At 65.5% G+C, this 15,624-nt stretch carries 15 protein-coding genes and 6 tRNA genes; 15 read left to right on the top strand and 6 right to left on the bottom strand.

From position 1 onward, the window contains the following. Positions 1–15: 15 nt before the first annotated feature. From ABD687_RS01145 to ABD687_RS01130, 4 genes are all read right to left on the bottom strand, one after another. Positions 16–1,569 (bottom strand): RsmB/NOP family class I SAM-dependent RNA methyltransferase, encoded by a 1,554-nt coding sequence (locus ABD687_RS01145; RefSeq protein ID WP_310287952.1) that lies wholly within the window; start codon positions 1,567–1,569, stop codon positions 16–18. Then, complete coding sequence (gene fmt, locus ABD687_RS01140; RefSeq protein ID WP_310287954.1) at positions 1,566–2,504, bottom strand: methionyl-tRNA formyltransferase; 939 nt, start codon at positions 2,502–2,504, stop codon at positions 1,566–1,568. The genes ABD687_RS01145 and fmt overlap by 4 nt, the downstream gene beginning before the upstream one ends. Continuing rightward, positions 2,501–3,076 (bottom strand): peptide deformylase, encoded by a 576-nt coding sequence (gene def, locus ABD687_RS01135; protein WP_310287956.1) that lies wholly within the window; start codon positions 3,074–3,076, stop codon positions 2,501–2,503. Before def ends, fmt begins: the two co-directional genes overlap by 4 nt. Positions 3,077–3,194: 118 nt before the next feature. Continuing rightward, a complete protein-coding gene (locus ABD687_RS01130) occupies positions 3,195–4,046 on the bottom strand; it encodes a cytochrome (RefSeq protein WP_310287957.1) in 852 nt (283 codons plus the stop codon). A 209-nt stretch (positions 4,047–4,255) separates the two neighbouring features. Here ABD687_RS01130 and ABD687_RS01125 point away from each other — a divergent pair. The 8 genes from ABD687_RS01125 to ABD687_RS01090 all read left to right on the top strand — a co-directional run bounded on the left by ABD687_RS01125 (position 4,256) and on the right by ABD687_RS01090 (position 6,865). Next, positions 4,256–4,328, top strand: a tRNA-Gly gene (locus ABD687_RS01125). A 62-nt stretch (positions 4,329–4,390) separates the two neighbouring features. Next, positions 4,391–4,461 (top strand) — tRNA-Cys (locus ABD687_RS01120). A gap of 23 nt (positions 4,462–4,484) precedes the next feature. Beyond that, positions 4,485–4,556: transfer RNA gene (locus ABD687_RS01115), tRNA-Val, on the top strand. A gap of 34 nt (positions 4,557–4,590) precedes the next feature. Beyond that, positions 4,591–4,663: transfer RNA gene (locus tag ABD687_RS01110), tRNA-Gly, on the top strand. 155 nt (positions 4,664–4,818) lie between these two features. Then, positions 4,819–4,890 (top strand) — tRNA-Val (locus ABD687_RS01105). Between the two features lie 34 nt (positions 4,891–4,924). Then, positions 4,925–5,000: transfer RNA gene (locus ABD687_RS01100), tRNA-Gly, on the top strand. 341 nt (positions 5,001–5,341) lie between these two features. After that, positions 5,342–5,563: an antitoxin gene (locus ABD687_RS01095; RefSeq protein ID WP_310287960.1), complete on the top strand. Its 222-nt coding sequence runs from the start codon at positions 5,342–5,344 to the stop codon at positions 5,561–5,563. 105 nt (positions 5,564–5,668) lie between these two features. Beyond that, on the top strand, positions 5,669–6,865 hold the full coding sequence (locus tag ABD687_RS01090) for a benzoate/H(+) symporter BenE family transporter (RefSeq protein WP_310287963.1): 1,197 nt from the start codon (positions 5,669–5,671) through the stop codon (positions 6,863–6,865). A 146-nt stretch (positions 6,866–7,011) separates the two neighbouring features. On the opposite strand, the gene zapE is transcribed toward ABD687_RS01090, so the two are convergent. Then, on the bottom strand, positions 7,012–8,049 hold the full coding sequence (gene zapE / locus ABD687_RS01085) for a cell division protein ZapE (RefSeq protein ID WP_310287966.1): 1,038 nt from the start codon (positions 8,047–8,049) through the stop codon (positions 7,012–7,014). A 266-nt stretch (positions 8,050–8,315) separates the two neighbouring features. On the opposite strand from zapE, the gene ABD687_RS01080 reads away from it, so the two are divergent. From ABD687_RS01080 to ybaK, 3 genes are all read left to right on the top strand, one after another. Next, the gene (locus ABD687_RS01080) at positions 8,316–9,233 is read left to right on the top strand and encodes a sulfurtransferase (RefSeq protein WP_264270683.1); all 918 of its coding nucleotides are present in this window, start codon (positions 8,316–8,318) and stop codon (positions 9,231–9,233) included. Continuing rightward, positions 9,230–9,679: a SufE family protein gene (locus ABD687_RS01075; protein ID WP_310287969.1), complete on the top strand. Its 450-nt coding sequence runs from the start codon at positions 9,230–9,232 to the stop codon at positions 9,677–9,679. Before ABD687_RS01080 ends, ABD687_RS01075 begins: the two co-directional genes overlap by 4 nt. Positions 9,680–9,756: 77 nt before the next feature. Continuing rightward, on the top strand, positions 9,757–10,263 hold the full coding sequence (gene ybaK / locus ABD687_RS01070) for a Cys-tRNA(Pro) deacylase (RefSeq protein ID WP_310287972.1): 507 nt from the start codon (positions 9,757–9,759) through the stop codon (positions 10,261–10,263). Here the strand turns inward: ybaK and ABD687_RS01065 are convergent. Next, complete coding sequence (locus ABD687_RS01065; RefSeq protein ID WP_310287975.1) at positions 10,260–11,513, bottom strand: alpha/beta hydrolase; 1,254 nt, start codon at positions 11,511–11,513, stop codon at positions 10,260–10,262. The two genes, ybaK and ABD687_RS01065, sit on opposite strands and share 4 nt — an antisense overlap. Positions 11,514–11,634: 121 nt before the next feature. On the opposite strand from ABD687_RS01065, the gene msrB reads away from it, so the two are divergent. The 4 genes from msrB to ABD687_RS01045 all read left to right on the top strand — a co-directional run bounded on the left by msrB (position 11,635) and on the right by ABD687_RS01045 (position 15,534). Then, positions 11,635–12,066, top strand: a complete 432-nt coding sequence (msrB, locus tag ABD687_RS01060; RefSeq protein WP_377700384.1) for a peptide-methionine (R)-S-oxide reductase MsrB — start codon at positions 11,635–11,637, stop codon at positions 12,064–12,066. Positions 12,067–12,293: 227 nt separating this feature from the next. Beyond that, positions 12,294–13,667 (top strand): DUF6421 family protein, encoded by a 1,374-nt coding sequence (locus ABD687_RS01055; RefSeq protein WP_310287980.1) that lies wholly within the window; start codon positions 12,294–12,296, stop codon positions 13,665–13,667. A 41-nt stretch (positions 13,668–13,708) separates the two neighbouring features. Further along, entirely contained in the window at positions 13,709–14,437 is a 729-nt protein-coding gene (locus ABD687_RS01050; RefSeq protein ID WP_264270678.1) for an SDR family NAD(P)-dependent oxidoreductase, read from the top strand. Positions 14,438–14,472: 35 nt separating this feature from the next. Then, complete coding sequence (locus tag ABD687_RS01045; RefSeq protein ID WP_310287984.1) at positions 14,473–15,534, top strand: threonine aldolase family protein; 1,062 nt, start codon at positions 14,473–14,475, stop codon at positions 15,532–15,534. Positions 15,535–15,624: the final 90 nt, after the last annotated feature.

The following is a 15,624-nucleotide window of genomic DNA, read 5'->3' as shown; positions in this document are numbered from 1 at the left end:
GGTGGACCGGCGGGTTTAGGCGGTGCGGGTGAACAGCGCCATGAACATGGCATCGGTGCGGTGGATGTGCGGCCACAGCTGGATGGTGCTTCCTTCGCCCACGGGGCGGGCGGCCGATGCCAGTCCCGGCAGGGCTGCGGATTCCAGTGCCGCCCCGGTGTCCAGCAGCCTCGCATTCTTGTTCCGGGACAGCAGGTCATCGACCACTGCAACGGTTTCGGCCGGGTGCGGCGAGCAGGTCACGTAGGCGACCACGCCGCCCACGCGCACCGCGCTGAGCGCCGCGTCCAGGAGCTCGCCCTGCAGGATCGTCAGCTCGGCGACGTCGCGGGGGCTCTTGCGCCACCGGGACTCGGGGCGGCGGCGCAGCGCGCCCAGGCCCGAGCACGGTGCATCGACCATGACCCGGTCATAGCCCCCGGCGTATTCGCTTTCACCGTATTCGCGGCCGTCGCGAACCGAGATCATCCAGGTCTCGGGATCGATGGCCACCAAGGCGTTGTTCACCAGTTCGGCGCGGTGCTGGGCGGGTTCGTTGGCGGTAAGCTTCGCGCCCTGTTCGGCAGCCAAGGCTGCCAGCAATGCAGCCTTGCCGCCGGGGCCGGCGCAGAGGTCCAGCCAGTAGGTGTCATCGCCGTCCTCGGGCAGCGCCACCTGGGCCAGGGCCCGGGCGACCAGCTGGGAACCGGCGTCCTGGACGCGGGTGCTGCCCGCGCGCACGGAGGACAGCCGGGCGATGTCCCCGCCTTGGTAATAGGCCGAATCGGCCACGAGGGTTCCGGGTTCGGCGCCCGCGTCAAGCGCCTCGTCCAGCGAACCGACGCCGGGCAGTGCCACGAGGTTGACGACCGGGGCCAGGTTGTCGGCGACCAGCAGGTCGGTGATTTCGGCGGCGTCGCGGCCGTGGGCCACCAGCGCCTGGCGCAGGGCGCGAACGATCCATTCGGGGTGGGAATGCACCAGTGCGGCTGCCGCATTTTCATCGGCGATTCCGGCGACCAGTTCCTCGCTCCAGGTCTCCAGGTCCTTCAGCGAGACCTTGCGCAGCACCGCGTTGATCAGGCCGGACGCGCCGGCGCCGATCACCATGCGGGCCAGCGACACGGTTTCGTCGAGTGCCGCGTGGCTTGGCACTCGCATGGCCAGCAGCTGGTGGGCGCCCAGGCGCAACGCGTCAAGGACAGCCGGGTCCAACTGGTCCAGGGGGCGGTCGACGCAACGGGCCAGGATCGCGTCGTACAGGCCCTGCCCGCGCAAGGCGCCGTAGGTCAGTTCTGTGGCAAATCCGGCATCGCGGCGATCCAGGCGGTGTTCGCGGATCCGGGCCGGGAGCACCAGGTTGGCGTAGGCGTCGTTTTCGGCCACGGCCCGCAGCACCTCGAAGGCGGTCAGCCGGGCCTGGTCGGCCCTGCGGTTGCGGGCCGAGGGTGCGGAGGCACTGAATTGGCGTGGTCCCGCTCCCCCGCGGTTGCGGGTGCGGCCGGCGTCGCTGCGGCGTTCCTGGCCTCCGCCGCGGTTCGGTTCGCTGCGTCGCGGACGGTCGGAACGTCCCTGTCCGAATTCGCTCATGCGAATTTCACCTCATCCACGGTTCCGGACGCGAGAATGCCCCGCGCCCAATCTGCTGCATTCATCATCTTTTTGCCCGGTGGTTGCACCAGGCCGAGTTCAACGGCGTACGAGCCCGTCCCCACCAGGACTCGCGGTTTCTTGCCCGGTTCGATGCGAACCTCGCCGGGTGCAAGATCCGTGACATCTGCCTGCGGAACCAAGGTCCCGAGCTTGAAACGCTGGCCATCGAGTTCGGTCCAGGCCCCGGGATCCGGGCTGGTTCCGTTGATGCGGCGGCGAATCACCAGGGCCGGAAGCGACCAATCAACCTGACCGTCAACGAGCGTGAGCTTGTGCGCGTAGGAGGTGTCCCCCTGCTGCTCGACACCCACGAGTTTGCCGGCCTCAAGGCCGGAAAGGGTCTGCGAGAGCAACACCGCACCGGAGATTGCCAGGCGGCCCAGCAACTCGCCGGCCGTGTCGGCAACGTCGATGGTTTCGGTGAGCGTGCCGAAGACGGGGCCCGTGTCCAGTCCCTTTTCGAGCTGGAAGGTCACGGCACCGGTGATGTCGTCCCCGGCCATGATCGAGTGCTGCACGGGGGCCGCGCCCCGCCAGGCGGGGAGCAACGAAAAGTGGAGGTTGATCCAACCAAGGCGCGGGATCGTCAGCGCCTTTTCCGGAACGAGTCCCCCGTAGGCGACGATTGCGGCGATATCCAGGTCAAGGGCCGCCAGGCGTTCCTGGGTTGGCTCGTCGATCCGGTTGGCATGGATGATGTCGATGCCGAGCTCCGCGGCCCGTGCGGCTACAGGGGACGGGGTCATGACGCGTTTGCGCCCCACCGGGGCGTCTTCGCGGGTGAGCACGGCAACCACGTCAAACCCGTCTTTCACGAGCTGGTCGAGGGAGGCAACGGCGACCTGCGGGGTCCCGGCGAACAGGACCCTCATGCCAGGTTCCCGAAGCTCGAACCGGCGCCGAAGCTGGATCCCAGCGCCGAGCTGCGCTTGGTCACGGTGTTTGCGGCAACCGAGTTGTAGCTGGAGTCGCGCAGCTTGCGGAAGGCGTCCTTCTTCAGTTCGCCCTCAAGCCGGTCGATGTAGAGGATTCCGTCGAGGTGGTCGGTCTCGTGTTGCAGGCAGCGGGCGAGGAATCCCTCGCCTTCCACGACCACGGGGTTGCCGTCAACGTCAACCCCGGTGGCCCGGGTCCATTGGCGGCGGCGCACCGGGTAGCCGAGTCCGGGGATGGACAGGCAGCCTTCTGTCACGTCGTCCTGGAATTCCTCGCCGAGTTCCAGCACCGGGTTGATCAGGTGCCCGCGGTTCCCGCCGATTTGGTAGGTGAAGACCCGAAGCGAGACTCCCACCTGGGGTGCGGCGAGGCCTGCACCCTCAACGTTTTCCATGGTCTCGTCCATGTCCGCGACGAGCTTGCGCAGTTCGGGCCCGAATTCGGTGACCTCGTCTGCGCGGGTTCGGAGGATTGGGTCGCCAACGATGCGAATGCCTAAGACGGCCATGCGGTCCGGTCTCCCTTCGGCCGGCTGGGTTCCGGCAATGTGCTGTGGATGGAGGTGGACGGGCGCGGCCAAGCGAATGCTGCGCACCTATCCCCTGCCCACCAGTCTACCGACCGCCTCATGCCGCCGGTGGCGGTGGTGGGCCCACCTCGCGCAGGGGCATCCCTGCATCACCGACCTTCTGGGTGGCTCCCCATACCTGGCGAAGCGACCAGAACTTCGACCAGTACGCGGGCAGGACCTCAGGATTGGCCATCACGGTCTGGACTTCGGTTTCGCCAATTGCCACGCCCAACAGCATCGGGTCTTGTGAGTATTTCCACGGTTCCCAGGTTCCGGCGGCTGGATCAATGACCATTTCCTCGGCTTTTGCGCCTGCAGCCAACTGCATGACCACCTTGGGGTCAAGTGGCTTGACCCGGCCGTCGCGATTGGTGCCACGGGTCTTGTAGTCGATCAGGCAGAGCCGGCCGCCAATGGTGGCAACCAGGTCAAGGGTGCCGGCGTACCCGATGCTCGAGTTCCAGACAGTCACCTCCGCGGCAAGTGGTTGCACCTGGTAGGTCTCCCACCACTCGTCGAAGCGCCCGGCAAAGGCTTCTTCGTTGTTGGCGATGAGCGCTTCACGGGCCTGGGCCGCCTGGTGCGGCTTTCCCATGGCGCGCAATGCTATTTGCTCGCAGTATTGGTGCACCCGGTCCCCGCGGGCCGCGGCCAAGTCACGATATTCCGCAGCCGCGTTGGATGCCTGGCGCGCCAGCGCCTTGAGCTTGGCGGAATTCCCGACGGACTCACCCAGCCTGGCATCCTGGACCACGGCCGTGGCCGCCATGTGACCTATCCAACCGTCCATGTCCATTTTTTCCTGCCCAATGACTGTGGTGATGGATGGAACCTCCGGAAGGGCGCCGATTTTTCTGGCATACATGCGCCCAAAAGAGGTCTGTTGGGCCAACGCTGGTGAAGTCATAGGAAGATTTTTCCACGTCCAGGGGACGTTTTGCTGTTTTCGGGCGTTTTCGGGCCAGTCAAAAACCGCGGGATCACAAGGATCTTTGCCGCATGTCGGCGCGGGAATGTGTCGATTTGGAACTTTGGTGAAACGTCGTATAGAGTTTTTACTCGTTGGAACGCAGCCAAACGGAACGAAACATTCCGGGCGGATTGCGATTCTTTCATGTGGACATAGCTCAGCTGGTAGAGCGCGACCTTGCCAAGGTCGAGGTCGCGAGTTCGAACCTCGTTGTCCACTCGCATTTGAATCACCGGGTCGGCTTGCCGACCTAACCACGAGGTATTTTACCAAGTGGTTATGGTGGGGTGGCCGAGAGGCGAGGCACCGGCCTGCAAAGCCGTTTACGCGGGTTCGAATCCCGTCCCCACCTCGTAGGAACATTGCAAGCAGTATGGGCGATTGGCGCAGCGGTAGCGCGCTTCCCTGACACGGAAGAGGTCACTGGTTCGAACCCAGTATCGCCCACGAAGAATCCACACCTGGTGTGTTGGTTTTTCACGTGGACATAGCTCAGCTGGTAGAGCGCGACCTTGCCAAGGTCGAGGTCGCGAGTTCGAACCTCGTTGTCCACTCTGAAGATCGGGCCTCAATTCCTTTTCGAAGAGAGGCCTTGTTCTTTGTTCTTTTACCCCCGGGTAAGAACACGCAGCACCCGCATGAAAAGTTGGATTGCCATTTTGCAGATCGTGAATCCAAGCTATAGTTCAGGTGCAGCACCCCCCCCTATGGGCGATTGGCGCAGCGGTAGCGCGCTTCCCTGACACGGAAGAGGTCACTGGTTCGAACCCAGTATCGCCCACGAAGAGTCTATACTTTAGGTATTGATTGTTCATGTGGACATAGCTCAGCTGGTAGAGCGCAACCTTGCCAAGGTTGAGGTCGCGAGTTCGAACCTCGTTGTCCACTCCAAATAGTAGATCGTGTGATTACTCCAAATCACACGATCTACTTGTTTAACGCCTCTTGTACCAGGCCCGGACCAAGGCCCGAATTACGGGCCGAACAATCCCCCGGCACCGTTGGCCCCAACGCCCAACGGTGCCCCGTGTTTCGGTTCAGATCGCGGAAACCGGGCCTACTCCTGCGATACCACTGATGGCAGCGCTGTCACAGCTGCCAGTATGTACATACAAGTCAGAGTCGCATCGGAGAAGAAATTCATCCAAATGCCCTTGATTCGATCGCGACTGAGCATAGGATGATTCCTAGACGGGGCTTTTCGGGCCCCCATTACTGAGAGGAGGTGCCTTTTGTCTATTTTTGACGAGCTGAAGGGCAAGGCTGAAGGACTGAAGGAGAAGGCGGCCGGGTTGATTCACGAAAACTCGGACAAGATCGGCGGTGCCATCGACAACGCCGGCAACTTCATCGACGAAAAGACCGGGGGAAAGTTCTCCGAGCACGTCGACAAGGTTCAGGATGGCGCAAAGGGCCTCCTCAACAAGGAAGACGGCGGCACGCCGACCGTCTAGGTTCCTGCCTGGTTCACTAGGACTCTTGCCCTAGGCACGACAAACGGGTGCCGGTACCGCCGTGAGGCGGAACCGGCACCTGTCGTTTGCACGGAAAGAAATGATTTGACCTCCACCGCCATCCCCAGCGCTCCACGGCGATCGACATTCGCACAGCCGATCATGGCCGGTCTTGTCACCGCGTTGGTCGGATACACCTCGTCCTTTGCCGTGGTGTTGACAGGACTCAGGGCCGTCGGGGCGACTGACGCCCAGGCCGCTTCCGGGCTTTTCGCCCTCACCATTGCACTGGCCATTTGCGCAGTTGGCCTGGCGTGGTTCACCAAGCGACCCATCACCACCGCATGGTCGACGCCCGGTGCAGCGTTGCTGGCCGGAGCGGCAGCAGTGAACTTCGGCTGGAACGAAGCGGTCGGTGCCTTCATCATGACCGGAGTTCTGATTGCCGCAACCGGTGCCATCCCCTGGCTGGGCCGGACGCTTGCAGCAATCCCCGTCCCCCTGGCCCAAGCCATGCTGGCCGGAGTACTGCTCAAACTCTGCCTGGCGCCCTTCGTGGCGTTGTCCACTATCCCGTTGCATGTCGCCCCGGTTATCGTGGTCTGGTTGCTCTTCCTGCGCTTCAGTCCCCGCTGGGCGGTTCCGGCCGCGATGGCCGCGGCCTTGGGCATCGCAGGCTTTTCCATGGGACGGGCCGACGCCGCGGGAGTGATGGGACAGTTGCTGCCGAGTCTCGAATTCACGGCACCGGCATTCAGCCTCGCGGCCTTCACCGCAATCACCCTGCCGCTCTTCGTTGTCACCATGGCCTCGCAGAACGTTCCGGGCGTTGCGGTACTGGCCAGTTTCAATTACGAAACACCGTGGCGCGCCTCCATGTTGGCCACCGGGCTCGGCAGCTCGGCGGCGGCGTTCCTCGGCGGGCATGCCATCAACCTTGCGGCGATTTCCGCCGCCCTCGCCGCCGGGGACGAGGCCGGGGAAGACCGCTCCAGGCGATGGATCGCGGCAGTTTCCTCCGGCGGCTTCTACATCCTGCTCGGATTGGCGTCTGCCGCAATCACGGCACTGGCCACCGCGAGCCCGGAGGGCCTGCTGGAAGCCGCGGCGGGCCTGGCGTTGCTGGCAACCCTCGGCTCCTCCGCGTCCTCCGCGCTGTCCGATCCCTCCAGCCGGATGAGTTCCCTGGTCGCGTTCCTGATTGCCGGTTCGGGCCTGAGCTTCGCCGGAATCGGCGGGGCATTCTGGGCGCTAGTCGCCGGATTGACCCTTCGCCTGCTCATCGAGCGCAAACGCCACTGACCCAGCACAGCTCCAACCCGCGGGTCGGCAACCTGGGTTTGCGGACCCCTTGGCGCACGAAAAAGGCCGTGAGGCCCGTCCCCCGCTCCCACCTCGGAAACGAGGTGGTTGCGGACGGCGGCCGTCACGGCCTTCGTGCGTTGGGTTTACAGCGCCGGTTCCCCCGTCTGGCCTTCGCGGGCCAGTGCGGTGAGGCGCGAAACGGCACGGAAGTACTTCTTCTGGTATCCGCCGGCCATCATTTCCGGGGTGAACAACTCACTGAACGGCTTGCCCGAGGCGATGATCGGCACGTCCTTGTCGTACAGGCGATCGGCCAGCACCACGAAGCGCAGCGCCACCGCCTGCTCGGTGATGGTTTCGACGTTGTGCAGCACCAGCACGTCGGTCTCGGCCAGCAAGGCACGGTATCGGCTGGGGTGGACCTTGGACATGTGCCCGACCAGGTCCGCGAACTCGTCAACGGCAAAGGTCTTGTCCCCGTAGCGCTCGACGGCGAACTCCTGGATGCCCGCGTCCTCCAGCGGCACCGGGGCGTCGGGGAGCCCGCGGTGGCGGAAGTCAACGCCGTCCACGCGGTGGACGTCGAACTGTTCGGAGAGCACCTTGATCTCGCGCTGGAAGTCCACGGCGGCAAAGCGGCCCTCGCCCAGTGCGCCCGGAAGCGTGTTGGAGGTCGCTGCGATTTTCACGCCGGCATCGGAAAGCTCGCGCATCAACCGGGACATCAGCACGGTGTCCCCCGGGTCATCAAGCTCGAATTCATCGATGCAGACCAGCGAGTAGGTGCTCAGCACCTCGACGGTCTGGCGGAAGGACAGGGCCCCGACGAGGTTCGTGTACTCCACGAAGGTGCCGAACGCTTTCCGGCCCGGGGCCAGGTGCCACAGCGAAGCCAACAGGTGGGTCTTGCCCACGCCGAAGCCGCCGTCCAGGTACATCCCCGACTTCTCGACCTTCTTCTTGCCAAACAGCTTGCCCAGGAAGCCGCCCTTGGAATTGCCGATGGTCGAGGCAAAGTGCTTGAGCTTGGTGACCGCCTCGGCCTGGGTGGGCCAGGCCGGGTCCGGCCGGTAGGTGTCAAACGACACCTCGCCAAAGCGGTAGGACGGGTGGAAACCGGCGAGCAGGTCGTCGATGGAGACCGTGGGGGTCCGTTGGGAAAGATGCGTAATCGTGGCCATACGGCGGAACGGTCCTTAAATCTTCGAATGATGGTGTGCGTGCGCAGCGCGAAGACACGCCCCCGCCATTTTACGCCCACAGAATCGACAACCACTAAAACGGGGCTCGTTCGCGTGTGCCACCGCCTCGCTGCCGGTGGCACAAACGCCGACGCTTGGAGCGAAATATGGCGCCGAATGACCCTGTTTCACCGCCGGCGACCCCCCGGATCGCTAGGCTTGGAGAAACACCATCCCACGATTTTTTGTTGCGAGGTCAATTCAGCATGAGCCTTCCCATCGACTCCAATCCGTCATTCGCCGACTACGCCCATCCCGAACGACTGGTGTCCACCGACTGGCTGGCCGCCAACCTTTCCACCGAGGGCCTGGTGGTTGTCGAATCCAACGAGGACATCCTGCTCTACGACACGGGCCACATCCCCAATGCCGTGAAGATCGACTGGCACTCCGAGCTCAACGACGAAGACACCCGCGATTACGTCGATGGCGAGCGCTTCGCCGCGCTGATGGCGTCCAAGGGCATCAGCCGCGACACCACCGTGGTCATCTACGGGGACAAGTCCAACTGGTGGGCCGCCTACGCCCTGTGGGTGTTCACCCTCTTCGGGCACGAAGATGTCCGCCTGCTCGACGGCGGCCGCGACAAGTGGATCGCCGAGGGCCGGGAGACCACTCGCGAGAAGCCGTCGGTCATCCCGGGCAGCTACCCGGTCATCGAGCGCGACGACACCGTCATCCGCGCGTTCCTGCCCGAGGTACTGGGGCACTTCGGCAAGCCCATGATCGATGTGCGCTCCACCGAGGAGTTCACCGGCGAGCGCACCCACATGCCTGCCTACCCCGAGGAGGGCACGCTGCGTGGCGGGCACATCCCCACGGCAGCTTCGGTGCCCTGGGCCCGCGCCGCCCAGGAGAACGGCACGTTCAAGTCCCGCGCCGAGCTCGAGGCGATCTACCTCGGCGAGGCCGGGCTGGCGTCCGGCGACGACATCATCACCTACTGCCGCATCGGCGAGCGCTCCAGCCACACCTGGTTTGCCCTGCAGTTCCTGCTTGGCTTCGAGAACGTCCGCAACTACGACGGTTCCTGGACCGAATGGGGCAACGCCGTGCGCGTGCCCATCGTGAAGGGCATCGAGCCCGGCGCCGTGCCTGCGGGATACGGGGGCGTAGCAGCATGAGCGAATTGCCACAGGCCCTGGCCGAGATCGTCGAGGATTTCCAGTCCGTCACCGAGCCCGAGCGCCTGGAGATGCTGCTGGACTTCTCCGAGGAACTCCCCGAGCTTCCCCAACGCCTGGCCGAACACCCCGACCTGCTGGAGCAGGTCGTTGAGTGCCAGACCCCGCTGTTCCTGAACATCGAGGTCGAGCCCGCCGGCGAGCACCGGGTATCACTGTTCTTCTCCGCTCCCCCGCAAGCACCGACCACCCGCGGGTTTGCCTCCGTCCTGCACCAGGGGCTCGACGGACTGCCGGCCGCCGAGGTGCTGGCCGTCCCCGACGACATGCCGCAGCAGCTGGGGTTGACCCGGGCCCTGACACCGTTGCGTTTGCGTGGCATGAGTGCCATGCTTGCCCGTATCAAGCGACAGGTCAGCGAGCGGGTTGCCGCTGCCGGCTCGTAGGCCGAAACGATCGAAGAAGTTTGGGCGTCGGCACGTGCCGGCGCCCAAACGCGGTTAACGGAGGATTGGGGAAAGCCATGTCCAAGAAAAAGAACACACACTCGACCGGCACGCCCGCGACCACGCTGCTGGACCGCGAGTCGGTCCCCTACACGGTGCACTCATACGTCCACGACCCGTCCGTGGAGAACTACGGGATGGAAGCGGCGGAGGCCATCGGCGTCCCAGCGTCCCGGGTGTTCAAGACCTTGTTGGTGTCCACCGGGGAACCGGGGCCCGCGGCGTTGGTGGTCGGGATCGTCCCGGTCGACCGGTCGCTGGACCTCAAGGCCATGGCCGTGGCCCTGGGGCTGAAGAAGGTGGAAATGGCCGACCCGGCGGTGGCAGAGCGCCGCACCGGATACGTGGTGGGCGGCATTTCGCCGCTGGCCCAGCGCAACCGTTCGCGCACGCTGCTTGATGCCAGCGCGTTGGCCCATGAGACCGTCTATGTCTCCGGCGGGCACCGCGGGCTTGACCTCGAGCTGGCCCCGGCGGACCTGCAGCGCCTCACCGAGGCAGATGTCGCCGCAATTTCCCACTAGTCTTCCGTGGCTGCCCAGCCGCCCGGGCGCGGGGCCTCCAGCACTGACCGGACGAAGGAGGCGACCTCCGCCTCCCAGCGCTGCGGATCGACGTTCCACTCGCGGGTGTGGCCCGCCCGGCTGAAGCGCCGCAGCCCCACCATGTCCGGGTTCAGCTCCGCCAGCTGCTCGGAAGGGCCGATGGGGACGAAGTCGTCGTCCTCGCTGTGCAGGATCAGGGTGGGCAGGCGCAGCTGGTCGTGCCGCTCGACCCAGTTCAGGATCTTCAGGTCCAGGGGCGCCGCAAGCCCGGTGATCCAGCGTCCCGCCTTGTTGACCAGCAGCCATTGGCCGAACCTGCCCACTGCCTCGGGGATGCGGTTGCGCTTGGCCTGGTGCGAGAGCACGTCGATCCAGTTGATCACCGGCCCGTCCAGCACCAGCGCGCCGATCCTGCGTGCGTGCCGCGACCTGTCCGCCACCTGCAAGGCAATGGCCCCTCCCATGGACCAGCCAAAGAGCAGGATTTCCTTCGCCCCCTGGGCAATCGCGTAGTCGATGGCCGCCTCGATGTCGGGCCATTCGGTGGCCCCCAGCCCGTAGCGACCGTCAACTGCTGCCGGGGCCACCCCGTCGTTGCGGTAGGAGACCAGCAGTGCGCTGAGCCCAAGCCGCTGCAGCGTCGGGATCGCGCGCAGCCCCTCCTTGCGGTTGGCGCCGCGGCCGTGGACGCAGATCGCCCAGGTGTCCGCCTCGGAGCTGCCTTCGACGAACCATGCCGGGGCCATACCGCCCAGGATGGGGATCTCGACCTCGTCGTATTCAACGTCCAGGTCCTCGGGGGAATCGTAGACGATTCCGGAGAACCGTCCGCGGGCCGCGGTGGACAGGTCTCCGAAGTAGATTTTTTCCACCGCCCGGGTCACGGTGCCGTCACCCAGGCGGTAGCCCTTGGGCTCGCCCAGGCGTGCATGACCGGTGTCTGCGGAGAAGAACAGCGAGTATCGTCCCGGGGCCGTGGAATCCTTGTTCGCCGAGAGGATCACGTCGCTGCCCTCCGCGGTGGGCACCAATGCCAGGATCTCCAGGCTTTGGTCCGGCTCCGCGTCGGGCGTCACCACGCGGCGGGCAAAGTAGGCGGCCAGCGCCGAAACGCTGCCGGCAAACACCGATCCCGCCGCCGCGCCGATGCCCACGCCCAGCAGCGCCCAGCTCAGGCCCTTGCCTGCGGATCGGGCGCGCGGGGGCATCGGGGAATGTTGTTCCTTCATGCCTACCATCATTGCAAATAAAAGCCGCCACCCAGTGGTTTTGGCACGAAGGGAATTGGCTGGTCGGCATCGTGCCGGGAATGGGCAGGACCATGCCGGTGTTGTGCGTTGTGTGAGTGAAATCCAGCCCCCAGAAGAATCCAGCACCCCCGACACCCCAGTCGTCACCAAGACCGACGAGCAGTGGCGCACCGAATTGACCCCGGAGGAATACCAGGTCCTGCGCAAGGCCGGGACCGAGCGTCCCTATACCGGCGAGTACTGGGACACCACCACCGAGGGCGTCTACGAATGCCGCGCCTGCGGCCATGAGCTCTTCACCTCCAACGCCAAGTTCGATGCCGGCTGCGGGTGGCCATCGTTCTTCGCCCCACTGGCCGAGGACCGGGTGCGCTACATCCGCGACTCCACGATGGGCATGGTCCGCATCGAGGTGCGTTGTGCTGCCTGCGATTCGCACCTGGGCCACGTCTTTGAGGGGGAGGGCTTCAATACCCCCACCGACCAGCGCTATTGCATGAATTCGGTCTCGCTGCGGCTCAAGACGAGCTAGCCGGCGACACGTGCGGATCCCCGGGTCCGGGGGCACTGTTGTGCCCCCGGGGCCGAGCATTCCCTGCACACATGCCTTGGTGAGCACGGCATGGCACATGCAACAGCATTGCTGATGCTCACACCGTTTTTCAATCAGTAACCACGACCCCTCAGTACGCTGGAACCAAGCTAAGGTCCGCAGCATCCGCGCGTCGCATCCAGCCGTACCGAAAGGGGTCTCCCACCATGTCACAGGCAACTCTTCCCAAGCCGCTGTCCAACTCAGAGCTCGTCAATTCCGCGCCGTGGTTGGCGCTGAAGGCCGCGGCCACCGAGTTCCAGGGCCTCCAGGGGCAGGACGGCTCGGTGCCGGAGGCTGCCGACAAGCCGCGCGCCGCGGCCCTGGCGGTGGCCATCGCCGAATCGCTGCACGCATTGGCCCCGCAATTCCCGCACGACGCTGCCTACCTCGAGGGACTCGTCTCCGACCTGGCCACCTGGAGTGCCTCGGGCTTCGGCATTCCCGACTTCCTTGACTCGCTGCGCGCCTTCGCCCCGCAGCTGGCGCGCGAGGATGGCTTGCGCCACCTGGTGCTTTTCCCGATGTACACGCAAAACGGATCCACCGACAGGTTGCTCGAGGCGGTCCTCGTCGAGGTCATCTGGCCCGAGTTCATCGCCGGGCTTGAGGCCGGGGACTATTCCAACAAGCTCTTTGTCCCGCTGCGCTTCCTGGATTTCACCCCGGGCTACGACACCAACTCCGCGGTGCTCTTCCCCGAGTCCGTCTCCATCCGCGAGACCCCGTCCTTCACCTGGGGCGCGATCTTCCAGGACCGCGAGGCGGCCCGCTTCCGCCGCGTGCTGAAATCCGCCGCACAGATCACCAGCCTGGAGCTGCCCGCGGATGCCGCCGAAATGCTCGAGGACCAGGCCCTCACCGAGGAAACCTTCGTGATGTGGGACCTGATCCACGACCGCACCCACATGCGCGGGGATCTGCCCTTCGACCCGTTCATGATCAAGCAGCGCATGCCCTACTTCCTCTACTCGCTCGAGGAGCTGCGCTGCGACCTCACCGCCTTCCGTGAATGCGTGAAGATCCAGCACGACATCTCGGCCGACCCCACCACGCGACACCGTGCCCAGCTGGTGCAGTACGCGGTGATTTTCGACCGGATCTTCCGCTTCGCCATGACCGGTACCCGCACCCGCAATTACGACGCCGTGGGCGGCCAGCTGCTCTTCGCCTGGATGCACCAGCACCACGTGCTGCACTGGACCGACACCAAGCTGTCCATCGACTGGAACCAGGTCCCCGCGGTGGTCTCGGCCCTGGGAGACGCCATCGACGAGTTGTACTGGCGCTCGATCGACCGCCCGAAGATCGCCCACTGGCTGGCCGCCTACGAGTTGGTCTCAGCGACCCTGGTCCCGCACCCGGGCTCGGTGTGGGCCAAGGGGGCCGACGCGCTGCCGCTCTCCTCCCCGCTGCGCGAGATGACCAACGAGGTCCTCGACGACGAGTTCCCGCACTCGATGTTCTACGAGGCCCTGGCCAAGAAATTGCGCCCGGTCATCGACTCCACCATCGGCATCACCGGCACCTCGTCCATCTGATCCCGCCGCCGAAACCACCAGCAAAGGCTAGACTCGCTTCCATGGCTGACCTCACTGATTTGAAGGTACTCATTGCCGGGGCCACCTCCGCCTCGGGCGTCGCGGCTGCCCATGCACTGTGCGCCGCCGGCGCCACGGTGCTGGCGGCAGGTTCCAACGCCGAAAGGCTTGCCGAACGGCTGCCCTTCGTGCACGGGCGCTACGAAGTCGATCTGGCCAACCACGCTGCGGTGACCGAGTTGCGCCAGCTCATCGACGTGGAGCGCGGTCCCGTCGACGGGTTGCTGCACCTGGTCGGCGGCTGGCGCGGCGGCAAGGGCCTGGCCGGGCAAAGCGACGACGACTACGAATTCCTGCACACGCAGGTCGTGACCACGCTGCGCAACACCACCAGGGTCTTCCGCGACGACCTGGTGGCCTCGCGCCGCGGCCGCGTGGCCATCGTCTCGGCCACCGCCGTCGATGCGCCGGCCGGCTCCAATGCCAACTACACCACGGCCAAGGCCGGGGCCGAGGCCTGGATGCGCGCGGTGGCCGCCGAGCTGCGCACGGCGCAGGCGGGAAACAAGGACAACCCGGTTCCCCAGCGCGCCGCAGCCGCCATCTGGGTCATCAAGGCGTTCACCGACGCCCAGGCCCGCGCGGCGCACCCGGAGCGCAACACCGCCGGACACACCGACGTCGCGGCCCTGGGCGCGGCTGCAGTTGAGCTTTTCTCCGGCGAGGCAGCCACGCTCAACGGTGCGCGCATCCACCTGCCCACCCGCTAACTCCCCCCCCCACAATCCCACCCTGTTAGGACGCAATGCCAGTGACTACTTCGATTCATGATTCTTCTGTGCGCGGCTTCGCCTCGGACAACTACTCCGGTGTCCACCCCGAGGTCCTTTCGGCCCTGACCCAAGCCAACGGCGGGCACCAGGTCTCCTACGGCGATGACCAGTACACCGAGGAACTCGGTTCCGTCGTCGCCGGGCACTTCGGCGAGGGCGCCACGATCTTCCCGGTGTTCAACGGCACCGGTGCCAACGTCATCGCGCTGCAGTCCCTGCTGCCGCGCTGGGGAGCGGTCATCTGTGCCGCCACCGCCCACATCAACGTCGACGAGAACGGCGCCCCGGAGCGCATGGGCGGCATGAAACTGCTCTCCGTGCCGTCCACCGACGGCAAGCTCACCCCCGAATTGATCGACATGGAGGCCTGGGGCTGGGGGGACGAGCACCGAGCCCAACCGCTGGCCGTCTCGCTGACACAGTCCACCGAGACGGGCACCCTGTACACCCTGGAGGAGTTGCGGGCCATCACCGACCACGCCCATTCGCTGGGCATGCGCGTGCACATGGACGGGGCACGCATTTCCAACGCCGCAGCCGCCCTGGGCGTGGGGCTGGGCGAGATGGCCACGGGCACCGGAATCGACATCCTGACCCTGGGCGGCACCAAGAACGGCATCATGTTCGGCGAGGGCATCGTGACGCTCTCCGATGGCCCTGCCGAGTCGATGAAGTACCTGCGCAAGATGAACATGCAGCTGGCCTCGAAGATGCGCTTCATCTCCGCCCAGCTGCTGGCCCTCTACGGCTCCGACCTGTGGCTGACCTCGGCCACGCACGCCAATGCGATGGCCGCCAGGCTTTCGGCGGCGGTCGAGGCAACCGACGGCGTGGAGCTGGTCTACCCGACGCAATCCAACGGCGTTTTTGCCGAGCTGCCCAATGCCGTTGCCGACAGGTTGCGCGAGCGCTTCCGCTTCTACGACTGGAACCGCGCCGCGGGCCAGGTGCGCTGGATGTGCTCCTTCGACACCACCGAGGCGGACGTCGATTCCTTCGTCGCGGCACTCTCCGAGGAACTTGCCGCCAACTAGGGGGGCGTGGTCCCCAACCGGGCGCCGGAGGGCGGGGCGCAACGGGGTCCCGCTCCCCGGCGTGCCGCAGGCGGCATGGCGACGGCCACA

The organism is Paeniglutamicibacter sulfureus, assembly GCF_039535115.1.
GTDB classification, from domain to species: Bacteria; Actinomycetota; Actinomycetes; order Actinomycetales; family Micrococcaceae; genus Paeniglutamicibacter; species Paeniglutamicibacter sulfureus.
The sequence above is the reverse complement of the archived record's forward strand: the minus strand, read 5'-3'. Positions and strand labels throughout refer to the sequence as shown.

Coding starts and splice junctions, on each gene's coding strand:
- ABD687_RS01130 (WP_310287957.1), bottom strand. CDS start 4,046: ATGACTTCACCAGCGTTGGCCCAACAGACCTCTTTTGGGCGCATGTAT.
- ABD687_RS01065 (WP_310287975.1), bottom strand. CDS start 11,513: ATGAAGGAACAACATTCCCCGATGCCCCCGCGCGCCCGATCCGCAGGC.
- ABD687_RS01045 (WP_310287984.1), top strand. CDS start 14,473: ATGCCAGTGACTACTTCGATTCATGATTCTTCTGTGCGCGGCTTCGCC.
- ABD687_RS01080 (WP_264270683.1), top strand. CDS start 8,316: ATGAGCCTTCCCATCGACTCCAATCCGTCATTCGCCGACTACGCCCAT.
- ABD687_RS01145 (WP_310287952.1), bottom strand. CDS start 1,569: ATGAGCGAATTCGGACAGGGACGTTCCGACCGTCCGCGACGCAGCGAA.
- fmt (WP_310287954.1), bottom strand. CDS start 2,504: ATGAGGGTCCTGTTCGCCGGGACCCCGCAGGTCGCCGTTGCCTCCCTC.
- zapE (WP_310287966.1), bottom strand. CDS start 8,049: ATGGCCACGATTACGCATCTTTCCCAACGGACCCCCACGGTCTCCATC.
- ABD687_RS01050 (WP_264270678.1), top strand. CDS start 13,709: ATGGCTGACCTCACTGATTTGAAGGTACTCATTGCCGGGGCCACCTCC.
- ybaK (WP_310287972.1), top strand. CDS start 9,757: ATGTCCAAGAAAAAGAACACACACTCGACCGGCACGCCCGCGACCACG.
- ABD687_RS01055 (WP_310287980.1), top strand. CDS start 12,294: ATGTCACAGGCAACTCTTCCCAAGCCGCTGTCCAACTCAGAGCTCGTC.
- ABD687_RS01075 (WP_310287969.1), top strand. CDS start 9,230: ATGAGCGAATTGCCACAGGCCCTGGCCGAGATCGTCGAGGATTTCCAG.
- def (WP_310287956.1), bottom strand. CDS start 3,076: ATGGCCGTCTTAGGCATTCGCATCGTTGGCGACCCAATCCTCCGAACC.